The organism is Streptomyces sp. NPDC001700 (assembly GCF_053596435.1).
The window spans coordinates 323,419-340,671 of sequence record NZ_JBSFGE010000006.1 but is presented as its reverse complement, the minus strand read 5'-3'; the positions used below and the strand labels follow the sequence as shown (position 1 = coordinate 340,671).

5 protein-coding genes are annotated in these 17,253 nt (G+C 71.3%); all 5 read left to right on the top strand.

The genetic code is table 11. From position 1 onward, the window contains the following. The first annotated feature begins 36 nt into the window (after window positions 1-36). Genes ACWC5C_RS14905 through ACWC5C_RS14885 form a run of 5 tightly spaced genes read left to right on the top strand, consistent with a single transcriptional unit; the run spans window position 37 to window position 17,247 of the window. The gene (locus ACWC5C_RS14905; protein ID WP_450875791.1) at window positions 37-5,259 is read left to right on the top strand and encodes a beta-ketoacyl synthase N-terminal-like domain-containing protein; all 5,223 of its coding nucleotides are present in this window, start codon (window positions 37-39) and stop codon (window positions 5,257-5,259) included. A gap of 15 nt (window positions 5,260-5,274) precedes the next feature. Next, window positions 5,275-6,156 carry an ACP S-malonyltransferase gene (locus tag ACWC5C_RS14900; protein WP_450875790.1) on the top strand — a complete coding sequence of 294 codons (882 nt, stop codon included), beginning with the start codon at window positions 5,275-5,277 and terminating at the stop codon, window positions 6,154-6,156. Between the two features lie 14 nt (window positions 6,157-6,170). Continuing rightward, window positions 6,171-7,481 (top strand): FAD-dependent oxidoreductase, encoded by a 1,311-nt coding sequence (locus ACWC5C_RS14895; RefSeq protein WP_450875789.1) that lies wholly within the window; start codon window positions 6,171-6,173, stop codon window positions 7,479-7,481. Between the two features lie 40 nt (window positions 7,482-7,521). Further along, entirely contained in the window at window positions 7,522-14,475 is a 6,954-nt protein-coding gene (locus ACWC5C_RS14890) for an SDR family NAD(P)-dependent oxidoreductase (RefSeq protein WP_450875788.1), read from the top strand. 45 nt (window positions 14,476-14,520) lie between these two features. Beyond that, window positions 14,521-17,247, top strand: a complete 2,727-nt coding sequence (locus tag ACWC5C_RS14885; RefSeq protein WP_450875787.1) for an alpha/beta fold hydrolase — start codon at window positions 14,521-14,523, stop codon at window positions 17,245-17,247. The last annotated feature ends 6 nt before the right edge of the window (window positions 17,248-17,253 follow it).

Below are 17,253 nucleotides of genomic sequence, written 5' to 3'. Positions count from 1 at the left end.
TCGTTGAGTCACGATGAACGGCAAGGTGGAAATGCCGTGTCCGGCAGCGCGCTCCCCGATGTCTCGCTGGTCCATGGTGCTTCCGTGGACCGGATGGTGTTCGCCCCGCGGTGGACACACGGCCGACTGGACCGGTCACGCCCCGCCGCACGCCGAGCCGCCGACGATGGCCCGAAGACGTTTCTGACGCCGCCCGGACAGCACGGTCTCCACCGGGAACTGACGGAGGAGTTCCCGCGCGGCAGGGTCCTGCGGCTCGACGGCGCGGGGCTGGCCGAGCTGGCCGCCGCTCCGGTCCCCGCCGATGAACACGCCGCTGAACACGCTGCTGAACACCTAGTGTTCGTCAGCCGCACCTCATGGGCCGAAGGGGTGGCGGACGACGAGGTCACGGCCTTCCTCCGGCTCGTCCGCGTCCTCGACCGGCGGCCCCGGGTCCGGCTCGACGTGTTCACCGACAAGGCCGTGCCCAGCCCGCTGTTCACCGCCGCCACGCACCCCGTGGACGGGGTGTACGTCGGCCTGTCCCAGACCCTCGCCAAGGAGCGGCCCGAGTGGGCGGTGCGCACCTTCTGCCTCGCCGACCTCACCGCGTCATCGCTGTCCCGGGCCCTGGACCGGCCCCTGCCGACCGTGCCGGGCAAGCCCGTCTGCGTACGCGGCGACGAGTACGCCGTAGCGTCGATGGGACCGGCGTCCCTCGGCGGAACACCGCCCCGCACGGCGCTCCGGACGCACGGCACCTACGTCATCCTGGGCGGCACCGGCGGGCTCGGTGGCCTGCTCGCCGAGTACCTGGCCGCCACCTACCAGGCCGAGGTGGTCGTCGTCGGCCGCCGCCCGGCCGAACACTTCGCCGCGACCCGGGAGCGCCTGCGCGAGCTGGGCGCCCGCGATGTCCACTACCACCGGGCCGACCTGTCCGACGGCCCGGCCCTCCGGCGCGCCCTCGACGCCCACGAGGTCATTCACGGCGTCGTGCACTCCGCACTCGTCCTCCAGGACTCCACCCTCGCCACGATGAGCGAGGAGGTGCTGTGCGATGTACTGCGTCCGAAGCTGCACGGCACCCGCCACCTGGTGGACGCGCTGCGCGGCAGGGACCTCGACTTCTGCCTCTTCTTCTCCTCCGTACAGGCATATATCGCCAGCGCGGGGCAGGCCAACTACGCCGCCGCCTGCGTGGCCAAGGACGCCTACGCGGACCTTCTCCACCAGGCGCTGCTGATCGACGCCAAGGTCGTCAACTGGGGTTACTGGGGCGGGATCGGCGTCGTCGCGAAGCCGGAGTACCGGGAACGGATGGAGCGGCTGGGGATCGGCTCGATCGAACCGGCCGAGGGGCTGGCGGTCATCGAGCGGCTCCTCGCCGCCGACCACCGACAGATCACCTGTGTGAAAGGGACGGACGAGGCGTTGGAGCGCATGGGCATCACTCCGCATGACTGTGTAGAGGTGACGGAAGTCCTCGACGACGTGGTCCCGGCCTTCGCCGGAGACGACGCGGATGTGGCGCGCAACCGGGACCTCTCCGAGCGGCTGGAGGCGTACGCGCGGTGGCGGCTGCACCAGGTGCCACTGCCGACGACGACGATCGCCAAGTACGCGAAGCTGCGGCAAGCCATCGGCGCGATGCCCCCGGCGCCCTCCCTGCCCCGGTCCGAAATCCTGCGTGTGTACCCGGAGTTGGAAGGACACCTCGCGCTGCTCGACCGGTGTGTGGAGCACCTGCCCGACGTACTGAGCGGTGCCACCGACGCGCTCGACGTGCTCTTCCCCGACGGCGCCTTCGACCTCGTCGCGCCCGTGTACCAGAGCAACCCCATCGCCGACTACTTCAACCGGATCTGCGCGCGGGTGGTCGCCGCGTACCAGCGCCGCTCTCCGGGGCGCCCGCTGCGCGTCCTGGAAGTGGGCGCCGGGACCGGCAGCACCACCCGGTTCGTCCTGCCGGAGCTGGACCCGCGCGGGGTGAGCTACCACTTCACCGACCTGTCGTACGCGTTCCTGAACAAGGCCCGGGACGCCTTCGGCGACTACCCGTTCCTCACCTACGAGATCTGCGACATCGAGAACCCGCCCGCGCAGTACACCGGCTCCTTCGACGTGGTCGTGGCCACCAATGTCCTCCACGCGACGTCGAACGTGCCCGGCACGCTCCGGAACGTGCGCAGGGTGCTGCGGGAGGGCGGCATCCTCGTCCTCAACGAGATCACGGCCCGGCAGGACTACGCCACGCTGACCTTCGGGCTCACCGACGGCTGGTGGCTCAGCGACGACCCGTACCGGATCGAGCACAGCCCCCTGCTCGACGGCGACCAGTGGCGCACGCTGATGCACGAGGCGGGCTTCGGCGCCGTGCGGCCCCACGGCGGGGACGGACAGCAGGTCATGGTCGCCCTGGCGGGCGCGGCAGACGAGCCGGAGCCGGAGCCGGAATCGGCGGTGGTGGTCGGTGATGTGCGGGAGGAGGTGGAGAGGTTCGTCCGTGGAGTGATCGCGGAGACGATGCGCTTCGAGTTGGATGAGGTGGAGCGTGAGCGCCCGTTCCGGGACATGGGGATCGACTCGCTGATCTCCATGGAGTTGTTGAAGCCGTTGCGTGAGCGGGTGGGGTATGTGCCCGCCACGGTGTGGTTCGAGTTTCCGACGGTGGCGCGGCTGGTGGAGTATCTGGTCACCGAAAACGCGGACGCGGTACACACGGCGTTCCCCACCACAGAGCCGCATCCGCAGCCGCAGACACAGCCCGAGCCGCAATCACACGACGAGTCCCCGGCCGCACCCAGGCGCCACGTCGAGCCACGGCCCGGGGACATCGCCATCGTCGGCATCGCCGCACGGCTGCCGAAGGCACGCGACGCCACGGAGTTCTGGGACCACCTCTTCGAAGGCGTGGACTGCACCTCACCCATCCCCCCGGAGCGTTTCCACGAGCGCCTGGTGGACGGCCCCGAGCCTGTCTCGTACACCGAACGCGGCGCCTTCATCGACGACATCGACGCGTTCGACCACACCTTCTTCTCCATCACACCCCGCGACGCCGCGCGGATGGACCCGCAGGAACGCCTCGTGCTGGAGCAGACCTACCTGGCGATCCTGGACGCCGGATACAGCCAGGCCAGGCTCGCGGGCAGCGATACGGGTGTGTTCGTCGGGGTCATGAACGGCGGGTACGCCTGGCACACGGCCACCGAACGCGGCGCTGAACCGCCCACCTCGACGTTCTGGTCGATGGCCAACCGGGCCTCGTACCACTTCGACTGGCACGGGCCCAGCATGGCCGTCGACACCGCCTGCTCGGCATCGCTGACCGCGCTGCACCTCGCCTGCCAGTCCCTGCGCACGGGGGAGTGCGACCGTGCCGTCGTCAGCGGCGTCAACCTCATCACCCACCCACGCCAGTACCGGCTGCTGTGCGGCCTGGAGATGCTTTCGCGCACCGGGGAGTGCAGGCCGTTCGGCGCCGGGGCCGATGGTTTCGTGGACGGCGAGGGCGTCATCAGCCTGGTGCTCAGGCCCGCCGAGGAGGCCGTACGCGACGGGGACCGCGTCTACGCGCTCATCAGCGGCTCCGCGGTCAACGCGGGCGGCCGCGCTAACGGCTACACCGCGCCGAACCCCGAGGCGCAGCACGCACTCGTCACCAAGGCCCTCGCGGCGGCGGACACTTCCCCCGAGGAGGTCGGCTACGTCGAGGCCCACGGCACCGGCACCGCACTCGGTGACCCCATCGAGCTGCGGGCCCTCACCAAGGCCTACGCGGCGGCGGGGACGCGGCGCATCCGGCTGGGCTCGGTGAAGTCCAACGTCGGCCACCTCGAATCGGCGGCCGGTCTGAGCGGAGTGCTCAAGGCGGTGCTCCAGATGCGCCACGGCACCCTGGTGGCCTCGTTGCACGCGGAGCGCACCAACCCGCACCTGGACTTCGCGGACACCCCGTTCACGCTCAGCACGGAGCGCGAGAGCTGGCCCGAGGCGCTTCCGCTGGTGTCCGCCGTCAGCTCGTTCGGCGCGGGCGGCGCCAACGCCCATGTGGTGCTGCGCGGGGTGCCCGAGCAGGCCGCCACCACGGGCCCGGGAGGTGACACTTACGTCATCCCGCTGTCCCACCACACCAGCGCCGGGCTGCAGTTGGCCATGGACGAACTGCGGCAGTGGCTGGACGGGCGCCGGGTCGACATGGACGCCCTCGCCTACACCCTCGCCTGCTGCCGCGACACCTTCCCGCACCGCGTGGCCATCGTCTGCCGCACCCAGGACGAACTCGTCCGTGGCCTGGCGCAGGACCTGCGGCAGCGGCCGAAGCCCGTGGCCACCACGGCGGTACGGGTGGTGGAGGAGCTGTCGGCCCGTACCGCCCCGGACGTCGCGGCCCTGTACGAGTCGGGCGGCTCCCCGGCCTGGGACACCTACTACCCCCGGCGCACCCCCGTCGAGCTGCCCGCGTATCCGTTCCTGCGCCACCGCCACTGGATCGACTCCGTGGAGTCCGGCTTCCACGGTCTCTCCTCGCTGGTGTCCGCCCACCGGATCGACGGCGTGACCATGGCACCGGCGGCTTGGACGCTCGCGGTCCTCGCCGGGCAGGCGGCGGGCAGCGCCCTCGGAAACGTGCTGTGGCAGAAGCGGATCACCGACCCCGAGGCCGTCGAGGTCCGGGAGCACGGCCGCGAGCTGTCGCTCGTCGACCGCGCCACCGGCGCGGTGCACTGCACGGCCGAGGTGATGGCACCGGCGGCGGTGGGCGGCCCGCCCGACCTGCCCTCCGGCGCCCCCAGGCAGGACGGTCAGGAGGTCTACGCCACCTTCCGGCGACTCGGCTACGACTACGGCGAACCGCTGCGCTGCGTGCGCTGGGCCGAGGTCGGGGCGGGCGCGGTACGGGCCTTCCTGCACGCGGACCGCGACTGGGGATACGGCCTGTCGCCCGCGCTGCTGGACAGCGGCATGCAGCTGTCCCTCCTGCTCGCGGCCGAGGAGGCACCGGGCGGGTCCGTGTTCGTCCCGTACCACCTGGGTCGGCTGACCGTCGTACGGGCCCCACGGGACGAGGCGGTGTACTGCGTCTGCGTGGCCCGGCCGGGCGGCCACTCCCAGCGGTCCCGCGTCCATGACATCTTCTTCACCGACCGGCACGGCGATGTTCTGGTGGCCTTGGAGGAGGCGGTGTCCGTGGCCGTCGGGCGGCCGGAGCCCGGTCCGGCGCCTGGTCCGGCGCCCGCCTCCGCCCCCTTCACCGTCTTCGAGCTGAACTGACGGGCGGGGGCGGCCGTGGCCAGCGATGTCGTGATGTTCCCCGGGCAGGGCTCCCAGCACCTGGGCATGGGCAGGGAGGTGTTCGACGCGTATCCCCGGCTGTGCGAGAGGGCCGACGAGATCGTCGGATACTCCCTGCGCGAACTGTGCCTGGAGGATTCGCACGGGCGGCTCAACCAGACCGCCCACACCCAGCAGGCGGTCTACTTCGTCAGCTGTCTGATGTACCTGGCGTACACCGAACGCCACGGGGACGACCAGGTGCGGTGCGTGACGGGCCACAGCCTGGGGCTGTATCCGGCGCTCTTCGCGGCGAAGGTCTTCGACCTCTTCGAGGGGCTGGAGATCGTCTCCGCGCGCGGCGCGCTCATGCGGGAGGCGCGCGACGGGGCCATGGTGGCGGTCATCGGACCCCGGGCGAACGAGATCGACGAACACCTCGTCCAACTGGAGTTCTTCGACGTGGACGTGGCCAACTACAACAGCCCGGAGCAGGTCGTGCTGAGCGCGGCGAAGCCACGGCTGGACGAACTGGTGCCGCGCCTGCGCGAGGCGGGCCACCGGTGTGTGCCGCTGCCGGTCGGCGGCGCCTTCCACTCCCGCCACATGGAGCCGTCCCGGCGCGCGTTCGCCCGCTTCCTGCGGGACCGGGAGTTCGCCCCGCCCGCCAAGACCGTGATCTCCACGACCAGTGGCCGGGTCCTGGGGGCCGACCACCTGCTGGAGGAGCTGGTCTTCCAGCTGGTGAAGCCGGTGCGGTGGTGGCAGACCGTGGCGCATCTGGCCCGTACCGGACACAAGACGTTCGAGGAAGTCGGCCCCGGCACGGTGCTGACCACATTGAGCACGGAAATCCTCGGCGACGAACCCTCGCCGCAGCCCGAGCCCTGGAAGTGAGGACCGTGGACACCGTGGACACAGCAATCAGCAGGATCGCCGTCATCGGTGGCGGCGGCTCCGGCGCCGTCGCGGCCTGGCAGCTGGACCGGAAGCACGACGTCACGCTGTTCGAGGCGGGGGAGTACCTGGGCGGGCACGCGTACAGCCATCCGGTCGAGACGGAACAGGGCAGGTTCCACGTCGACATGGGCGTGGAACACTTCAACGAGAAGCTCTCACCCAACCTGTTCCGGCTGCTGACCGACTTCGGCATCGCCACGTACGTCGCCCCGTCCTCCGTCCACGTGGACTTCCCCGGCGAGCGGCGGATGTGGAGCAACCTCAACTTCCTCGGCGGGCTGCGCGAGGAGCTGCACGAGGAGTTCGACCGCTTCCACCGGGAGATGAACCACGTCGCCACCTCGGGCGACGACCGGTACAAGAGCATGAGCATCGGCGAGTACCTGGACGAGAACGGGTACTCCAAGAGCTTCAAGTACCAGGCGATGAACCCCATCCTGAGCATCTACTCGGGCTGCCACGCGCCCTCCCTGGACTACACTCTGATGTACGTGGCGCTGTCGTTCAGCACACATCTGCTCTCCTTCTTCTCCGCCGGGTACTGGCGCAAGGCGGACGGCGGCATCCACGGCTATCTGCGCCGGATCGGGGACGAGCTGGGCGACCGCGTCCGGCTGAACACCCCCGTCGAGGCCGTCGTTCCGGCGGACACCGGGGTGACGGTGGTGGCCGGGGGACAGGAGCACCGCTTCGACCAGGTCGTGTTCGCCACGCACGCGGACGTGACGCTGGGGCTGCTGCGGACCTCCGACGCCCGGTACGGGGAACTCCTCGGCGACTTCGCCTACGTACCGGTCGAAAGCGTGCTCCACCAGGACGAAAGCTGGCTCAGCCCGGTAGGCGGCGACGCCTACTGCCAGTTCCGGATGCCACCGGGGTTCGAGCTGGACCGCGCCGAGGAACTGATGGGGAGCCTCACCCGGAACTGCAACGCGCTCCACCCCTACCGGAAGGTCAAGTCGCCCATCCTGATCACCTTCGACCCTCAGGAGGAGATCGCCCCCGACCGCGTCATCGTCCGCCGCCAGTGGAAACTTCCCCAGCTCCGGCCGGTGGACGTACGCCGCAAGAAGCGGCTGAGCGAGATCCAGGGCCGGAACAACCTCTGGTTCTGCGGCACCGACACCAGCATCACCGGGCATGAGGGGGCCATCGTCTCCGGCATGGTGATCGCGGACCGGCTGGGCGTTCCGCACCCCTTCCCGGACGACACGCCTGCCGTGGGGCAGTTCCGGGGCGTCAAGGAATTCATGGGCGTATGAGCGAGCTTCACCTTCTCGGCTTCTCGGACGGGGACGATCTGTGACGACATCACTAGCACCTCGGTACCAGGACCTCGCCCCACTGGACGCGCCCGGCGGCCCGGTCGGCGACCCGCTCGTCATCACCGACCTGGAGGACATCGCGGCGGCGGCCGCTTCCCTCGGCACCGAGTGCTGGTACGCGGGGCCCGCCACGGAGGACGAGGCCGGGCTCGGGCAGGAGCTGCGGCGGCGCGTCGGCCGCCACGACACCGTGGTGGTGGCGTGGGGCGACGGGCCGTCCGGCGGCACGCCGGAGTACGGGCGGGCGACGCGGTTCGCGCGGGCGTGTCTTGCTCTGCTGCACGCCCTGCGGGAGTCGGGGCGCCGGATCCATCTCGTCACGCTGTCCCGTGCGGCGGATGTGCTCCCGTCGCTGCTCGACGGCATGGCCCTGTCGGCCGCGCTGGAATGTCCGCTCACCCACACGGCCGTCGAGTACGCCGACCCCGCGACGGCGGACCGGCTGCGCGCCTGGATCGCGGCCGGTGCCCGGTATCCGGGGGCGTGGCTTCGGGCCGCCGATGACCGCATAGCGCGCCTGGACCACGCACCGCTGCCACAGGAGGACCAGCGCCCACGTGAGGTGTTCGGCCGTGGCGACCGAGTGGTGCTCATCGGCGGGGCCGGGGGCATCGGACGGCATCTGTGCCGGTACCTGACCGAGCGCTGCGGCGCCCAGGTGTTCGTCCTCGGGCGCGGCACTCCCGGCCGAGAGGCGCTGGAGGCGCTGAAGGAGGCGGGCGCCAGAAGCTACGTCAGTGTCGCGGCGCACGAACCCGACGCGCTCGACGGGGCACTACGCTACCTCCACGAGCAGTCCGGCCCGCTCGCGGCGGTGTTCAACCTCGCCGGTGTGCTGGACGACTGTCTGCTGTACCACCTGACCCCGGACCGCCTGGAGAACGTCCTGCGGCCGAAGGCGGCCATCGGCCTCAACCTGGCGGCCCTCTCCGGCCCGCACCGGCCCGGCATGGTCGTGCACTTCAGCTCGCTGACGAGCGTCACGGGCAACGTCGGCCAGGTGGCGTACGGAGCGGCCAACGCGTTCCTCGACCGGCTCTCCGCACACCGGCCCGACTGGTACAGCATCAACTGGGGCCTGTGGGACACCGATGGCATGCGGATGCCGACGCCGGACGACGGGTCCGGGCTGCGGGCGATGCCCCCGAAGCAGGCGTGCGACGCGCTGATGTCGGCCCTCGGCGCCGGGGCGCGGCGCCTGGCCATCTACGACGGACACCTGCGCCTGGCCCCCGAGCCCCGTTCCCCCATCCCAGATCTCCTCACCGACACCACGCGCTGGCTGAGGGAACTCATCGCCCGCCACAGCGGCCTGCGACACCTGCGCGACGACGACAACCTGCTGGACCAGGGCGTGGACAGCGTCGGCAGCATCCGCATCAGCAGGGACATCGAAGCCCGGCTGGGCATAGCCGGGACATCCCGACTCAGCCGCGCGGTCCTCTTCGAGTACCCGACGGTGGCGGCCCTCGGCGAGCACTTGGCCGAGAACTTCCCGGCCGAGCTGGAATCCTCCCTCACCCGAGAGCCCCCGGAGGCGCGAGAGCCCACGCCGAAGGCAGCGGCACCCCACGTGGCACCCATCCCTACGGCACCAGCAGCGCCCGGGCCCGAGGCCCCTGCGGCCTCGGTGTCTGCGGCGCCCGAGGCCCCCGCGCCAGCGGGGCCTGCCGAATCCGCGGCATCCTCGGCCCCCGCCGCGCCCGAGGACCCCTCGGCCCCCGTCGAATCCGCCGCGCCCGCGACCCCCGTGGCGGCCCCGGCCGACGAAGGCAGCGTCCCCGACGGCGCCTATCGGCCCGGGGACATCGCCATCGTCGGCATGGCCGGGGAGTTTCCCGGGGGTGCCGACACCGGGGCGTTCTGGCGGGCGCTGTTGGACGGCGACGACGCGGTGCGGGTCATTCCCGGTGATCGTTGGGACTGGCGTGGCCAGCATTCCTTCTCGCCCGACGAAGCGGGCACCTCGTACGGCCGCCACGGCGGATTCCTCGACCACGCCCTGGACTTCGACCCCGTCTTCTTCAACATTACGCCCATCGAGGCGCAGTACATGGACCCGCAGGAGCGCCGCTTTCTGCAGTGTGTCCACCACGCCCTGGAGGACTCGGGGTACTTCGCCCGGCCCACCGACGACGTGGGCGTGTTCGTGGCCGCCATGTTCGGCCACTACCAGGACCTCACCGCCCCCGACCGGGTGATCGGCAGTTCGTTCGCCGCCATCGCCAACCGCGTCTCCTACGCCTTCGATCTGCACGGCCCCAGCGTCGCCCTGGACACCATGTGCTCCGGCGGGCTCACGGCCCTGCACCTCGCCGTGCGCAGCATCCGCGCCGGGGACTGCGCGCTGGCCGTGGCGGGCGGTGTGAACCTCATGACGCACCCGGGTAAGTACCGCCTGCTGTCCGAGGGCACGTTCCTCAGCCCCACCGGCCACTGCCAGGCCTTCGGCGTGGAGGCGGACGGCTACGTGCCCGGTGAGGGAACCGTGGCCGTGGTCCTCAAGCCGCTGTCCGAGGCGCTGCGGGACGGGGACCGGGTGCACGCCGTCATCCGGGCGACGGCGGTGAACGCGGGCGGCAGGACGGCCGGGTTCACCGTGCCGTCCGAGCGCGCCCAGCACCGCGTGATCGCCTCGGCGCTGGCCGCCGCCGACATCGAACCGTCCGCCGTGACCTACGTCGAGGCGCACGGCACAGGCACGCGCCTCGGCGATCCGATCGAGGTACGCGCGCTGAACCGCGCATACGGCGGGCCCGAGCAGGGCCGCGCCTACCTGGGCTCGGTGAAGAGCAACATCGGGCACCTGGAGTCCGCCGCCGCCATGGCCGGGCTCGTCAAGGTCGTCAAGCAGCTCACCCACCGCACCCTGGCGCCCACGCTCCACTGCGAACTCGAGAACCCCGACCTGCACCTCGACGACTCGCGTTTCGCCCTGGTCAAGGAGGCTCGGCCCTGGCCCAGGGGCAGTGCTCCCACGCGCTTCGCCGGACTCAGCTCGTTCGGCGCGGGCGGCGCCAACGGCCACGCGATCATCCAGGAGTTCGTGGCACCGCGCGAGAGCCGCCCCACCCCCGCGTTCCCGCGCTACTTCATCCCGCTCTCCGGGCGGGACGAGGCCGCCGTACGACGCCGCGCGGACGACCTGCTCACCGCGCTGCGGAACGCGCCCGACACGTCCCTGTACGGACTGAGCTACACCCTGTGCTGCGCCAGGCAGCACTTCCGCGTCCGGCGCGGCTACTGGGCCGAGAGCGTCGAGCAGCTGACCACTCTGCTCCAGTCCACCGCCGGAACCTCCCCGGCCGCGCCACCGGACGACGACGCCTGGGCCCGTACGGCATCGGCGTACCTCGACGGCGAGAACCCCGGCTTCACGGAGCTGTTCCCGGTCCGCATGCTGGTGGACGCCCCGCTCTACCCCTTCGCCACCGACCGGTACGTGGCCGCCACGCTCGACCACACCAACCGGCCGACCGCACCGGCCACGGCCGACGACGCCCCCGCCGAACTGCTGCTCACCCCGGTGTGGCGGCAGCACACGGTGGACGGACCAGCGGCGGATTCCCCGGTGCGCCGCGTCTTCGTCCTCACCGACCACGGCCAGGAACACTCGCTTCCCCGCCCGCCCGAGCCGACCCGGCTGATCCGGGTGGTGCCCGGCGACACGCTGGCCATCGAGGCGGACCGTATCGAGCTGCCCGAAGACGACGACGCGGCCGCCGCGCACGTCCTGCGGCATCTGACGGATGAGCTGGGCCTTGACCACCTGTACTGGGTGGACCTCCGGCGTAAGACGACGGTGGCCTCGGCACTCTCCTTCGCCAGGGCTCTCCAGGCTTGCCGCACTCCGTCCACGATCCTCGGCGTGACCCGTGAGGCGGACACGGCCGAGGTACGCGCCCTGGCCGGATTCCTCCACGGACTCGCGGAGGAGAACCCCCACATCCGCACCATCCTCGCGCGCCGGACCGGCATCGACGCCGCGCTCGCCGATGGCTGGCTGCCCCTGCTGGACGAACTGAGCGCCGCACGGCAGCCGTTCACCGAGCTCAGGTGGTCGAACGGCACACGCGAGACACGGGAGCTGACGGAGATCCAGCGGGGCGACAGTGCCCGGCTGCGCACCGGGGGGACGTATCTCCTCACGGGCGGTCTGGGCGCGGTGGGCCGCGCCATCGCCGAGCGCTTGATCGAACGGTACGGCGCCACCGTGATCGCCGTCGGCCGCTCCGCGCCGGACGCCGGGCGGCAACGGTGGATCGCCGCGTCGCCGGGGCTGCACTACGAGCAGGCGGATATCACCTCGCCCGACCAAACCCGGGACCTGATCGCGGGCATCCGCGAGCGCTTCGGCGGGCTCGACGGAGTCATCCACTCCGCCGGTGTCATCCGCGATGCCCTGGTGCAGAACAAGTCCGCCGAGGACGCGGAAGCGGTGCTCGCCCCGAAGGTGCGGGGCACCCAGAACCTGGACCGGTACACCGCCGACCTGCGCCTGGACTTCTTCTGTGCCTTCTCCTCCATCTCCAGCGTGATGGGCAACACCGGGCAGAGCGACTACATCGCCGCCAACCGCTTCCTCGATGAGTTCGCCGCCGAGCGCGCCCGGCGCGTGACGGACGGCGAACGCAGCGGCCTCACCCTCTCGGTCAACTGGCCGCTGTGGCTGGACGCCGAGGACGAACGTCGCGAGCGGTACGAGCCGCTCGCTCAGTACCTGCGCGGCCAGTTCGGGATGGAACCGCTGTCCTCGCGGCGCGGCGCGGATCTCTTCGTCGACCTGCTGAACGGCCTACCGGAGGCATGCCACCAGGTCATCCCCTGCGTCGGCGATGTGGAGCGGATGCGGGAACGGCTACTCCCCGGCACGGCGCCGAAAGCAGACGGCGCGGACCCGGCACGCCCGGCCCCCGCCACAGCGGCGCTGGAGGACATCGGCGACCGGCTCGTGGAGCTGGTACGTACGCAGACCGGCCTGCGGCCCGCCGACATCGCCTTCGACAGCACCTGGGGCGACCTCGGCTACAGCTCGGTCATGCTCCAGGGACTGGCCCGGGAGCTTGGGCCGGAATTCGGCGTGGAGACACCGCCCAACGCCCTCTTCAAGTACAGCAGCATCACATCGCTGAGCGCCTATCTGAGGGACCAGGGCGTACCGGAGAAGGTCACGTCGACCGCAGCCGCGATCCCCGAGGCAAGGCATGATCGTGGCAAGTACGCCATCGTCGGCATGAGCGGCATCATGCCCGGAGGCGTCGACCTGACGGACTTCTGGCGGCTGCTGGTCGAGAACCGCAGCGCCATCCGCGCGGTCGACCGCTGGAAGGACCAAGCGAAGGACCCATCAAAGGACCAGGCGAACGAGTACTTCGCGGGCACCATCGACGGCTACGACACCTTCGACCACGGCTTCTTCGGGCTCTCCGCCCGGGAAGCGATGCTCATGGACCCGCAGCACCGGCTCTTCCTCCAGTGCGCCTACAACGCCCTGCTCGACTCCGGCCACGCGCCCGCGACCCTGCGGGACGTGGGTGTCTTCGCCGGGGTGCAGTTCAGCGAGTACCAGGCGGCGCTGCACAACGGCGTGGACTGGGCGCACCCGTACACCGTCACGGGCAACGCGCACACCATGCTCGCCAACCGCGTCTCCCATCTGCTCGACTTCACCGGGCCGAGCCAGACGGTCGACACCGCCTGTTCAAGCGGGCTGGTGGCGCTGAACCGGGGTGTGCTCTCGCTCGCGGCGGGGGAGTGCGACGTGGCCCTCGTGGGCGCCGTCAGCGTGCTCGTGGACCCGGCCGCCACCGACGCGGCGAGCGGGCTGGGGGTGCTCTCCCCCGACTTCCGCTGCGCCACCTTCGACCAGGAGGCCAACGGCTACGTGCGGGCCGAGGGCGTGGGCTGTGTGGTGGTCAAACGGCTCGACGACGCCCAGCGGGACGGCGACGCCGTCCTCGCGGTGGTCGAGGCGGTGGCCGAGAACCACGACGGCCGCTCCAACTCGCTGACCGCCCCCAACCCCGAGGCCCAGACCGCGCTGCTGCGAAAGGCCTACACACCGGAACTGGCCGCCCGGGTCACCCACATCGAGACCCACGGCACCGGGACGAACCTGGGCGACCCCATCGAGATCAGCGCCCTGCGGGCCGCGTTCGGCACACTGGCCCCGCACCGCGAGCCGGGCAGCATCACCCTGGGCGCGGTGAAGACGAACGTGGGCCATCTGGAACCGGCGGCGGGGATGGCCGGGCTGCTGAAGCTGCTGCTGTGCCTGCGCCACCGCCACCTTCCGGCGAACATCAACTTCAAGGAGCTGAATCCGCTGGTCGAGCTGGACGGTTCGCCCTTCCGGCTGCTGCTGGAGAACGAGCGGTGGGAGCGGGGCACACCGCTGGTGACCGGCGTCAGTTCCTTCGGCTTCGGCGGCTCGAACGCACACGTGGTCCTCTCCGAGGCGCCCGCCGCGCCACCACCCCGCAGGGCGTCGCGTCCGTACTGGCTCATCACGCTCAGCGCCCGCTCCACCGGATCGCTCTCGACGATGCGGGACACCCTCCTGGACTGGCTGCGCGGCCCCGAGGTGGAGAGGGAGGACCTCGCGGACATCGCCCACACCCTGACGGCCGGTCGCGACCACTTCGAGTACCGGATGGCCTGGATCGCCTCCAGCACCTCCGATCTGCTTCGGCAGCTGGAGGAGGCCCGACCGGAGGAGGTGGCGAAGTGCGGGCGGAATCGGCCGACCGCGCACCCGCTGGCCCTGCCGGACGCGGCGGATCCCGGTCACCGCGCCGCGCTGGAGGCCGTACGGGCCCGCTACCTGGAGGGGGAGGAGTTCGCATGGCCAACGATGTTCGACGGCGGGCAGTACCGGCGGCTGCGGCTGCCGGGCTACGCGTTCGCACAGAACCGGTTCTGGTTCGAATGACCGGGACCGGGACCACCACACCACGGCAGGGCAAGGAGGGTGGGCATGGACGAGCTGCTTGAGGACGACACCCCGGTCGTGGTCGGCATGGCCTGCCGGTTCGCGGGCAGCGACGGTCTGGAGGCGTACTGGGAGCGGCTGCGGCAGGGCCGCACCGCCCTGGGCACCACCGACCGCTGGCCGGGGGAGGCGGACGCCGCCACTTTCACCGGTGGCTTCCTGGACGGACACCAGGACTTCGACGCCCGGTTCTTCCGCATCTCGCCGAACGAGGCGCAGTGCATGGACCCGCAGCAGCGGGTCCTGTTGCAGACGGTGCAGCACGCGGTGGACGACGCGTACCTGACCCCCACCGACCTGCGCGCCCTGGACTGCGGGGTGTTCGTCGCCGGGCTGCCCGGCGACTACCGCAACCTGGTGGCGCGGCGCGGCGACGTCGTCTACGGAACCCACAGCTTCCTGGGCAACGCGCCCTCGACCCTGTCGGGCCGTATCTCCTACTTCTACGACATCAACGGCCCCTCCCTCACCCTGGACAGCGCGTGCTCCTCCTCGCTGGCCGCGCTGCATCAGGCGGTCCTCAACGTCCGTGCCGGACAGGGTCGTTGCGCGGTCGTCGGCGGTGTCTCGGTCTTCAGTACCCCGGAGGTGCTGCGGTTCGCGCGCAGTTCCCGGATGAGTTCCCCGAACGGCGGGTCGCTGCCCTTCACCGATGCCGCCGACGGGTTCGTACCGGCCGAAGGCGCCGCGTGCCTCGTGCTCATGCGCCATGACGAGGCCAGGGCCCGGGGGCTGCGGATCCATGGAGCGATCCAGGCCACCGGCACCAACCACAACGGCACCACCAACGGTCTGATGGCGCCGAGTTCCCAGGCGCAGTCACGGCTGATCGCGGACCTGTACGAGCGCGAGAGGATCGACCCCTCGCGGATCGCCTACCTGGAGACCCACGGCACCGGGACGCCACTGGGCGATCCCATCGAGCTGGAGGGGCTGAAGTCCGCCTTCCGACGGGCCGGTGGCGACGGCTGCCACCTCGGCGCGGTGAAGCCGCTCATCGGGCACACCCTGGTGTGCTCGGGCCTGGCCGGTGTCATCAAGGCGCTGCTCGGCTTCCACCACGGGACCATCCCGCCGGTGGCCGCCACCGACGAGGCGGTGTCCTACCTCGACGTCGCGCCGTTCCGGGTCAACCGGGAACCGCTGCCGTGGCCGGAGGACAAACCGCTGTGCGCCGTCAGCGCCTTCGGCTTCACCGGCTCCAACGGCCATGTGGTCCTGCGCAAGGTGGCGGGCGGTGGCGCGGGCGTGGACGCGGTGGACCGCCGTCCCGGGCGGGCGCTGCCGTTCTGCCTGTCGGCGGAGTCGCGGGAGAGCCTGACGGCGCTGGCGGAGCGCTGCCGGGCGCTGGTGGCCGATCTGCCCGAGGACCGGCTCTGGGACCTCTCCCAACTGCTGCTGCGGCGCCCGTGCTACGCCCATGAGCGGGTGGTCGTGGCACGCACCCGCGACGAACTCCTCACCGGTCTCGACAAGGTGGGAGAGGACACGGACACCCACCGCCTCGACGGCGACCTGCACGACCTCGTCGCACACTGGCGGGCCCACGACACCCCCGCACTGCTCCGGCGGCTCGACGCACCGGCCGACCTGGCGCGGATCACACTGCCCGGCTACCCCTTCGAGAAGCGGCGGCACTGGCTGACCGAGGACGCCGAGCAGGCCCCGCAGCCTCCCGTGGACGACGGGCTCGCCCGCCAACTGTGCGCGGAACTGGCGGCTCTGCTGGGCTTCGACAGGGCGACGGACCACATCACCCCCGGCACCCGCATCGCCTCGCTCGGGCTCGACTCCCTCTCGGCCGTCCAACTGCTCAGCCCCCACCAGCAGGCCGGAAGCCCCATCAAGTCGCACGACCTGTTCCGCCACGAGACGGTGGCCGACCTCGCGGCCGCCATCGCGGGACGGCCCCCCGAGCCGGAGGAGCGCCAGAAGCCCCGGGCACCCGGTACGCACGACGCCGTACCGCTGACCCGGTGGCTGGAGTACGGCCGTGGCGGGCGGCCCACCCTGCTGCTGCCCCCGCTCAACTGCGACCAGCGGGCGTGGACCCAGCAGATCCCGGCCCTGCTCCGGCAGGGGCGCACCGTATACGTTCCGGAGTACCCGGGACACGGGAACGCCCCCTTCGACCAGCGGCGCTTCTCCTTCGAGACGCTCGCGGACGAGGTGGCGGCCTTTCTGCGGGAGGCCGCCGACGGCCCGGCCGACCTGGTCGGCTGGTCCCTGGGAGGCTGTGTCTCGACCCTGACCGCCCTGCGGCACCCGGAGCGGGTCGGCTCGCTGACGCTCATCAGCTGCGCGCCCCGCTACGGCGACGACGCCTTCGACCGCACCCTGGAGCTGCGGGAGGAACTGCGCGCGCACGGCAGCCTGCTGGACGTGGTGTTCGAAGGGGGAGGCAACCCGGCCGAGCGGTTCACCGCAGCCGCCCCCATGGACACGCTGCGCTGCTACTACGCGGCCCTGACCGGCTTCGACATCGTCGACCGGCTCCCCGACGTCACCGCCCCCTGCCTGGTGGTGCGCGGCCGCGACGACCGCGTCATCGAAGCGGAAGCCACCGCGCTCTATTCCAGGATCCCCGGGGCGCGGGTGCGGGAGTTCGACGGCCACGGACACTACATGCCGCTCACCGCGGGCCGGGCCTTCAACCGGACGCTGACGGAGTTCTGGTCCGAGCGGCATCACCTCATGGGAAGGGAACGGTGACACGAC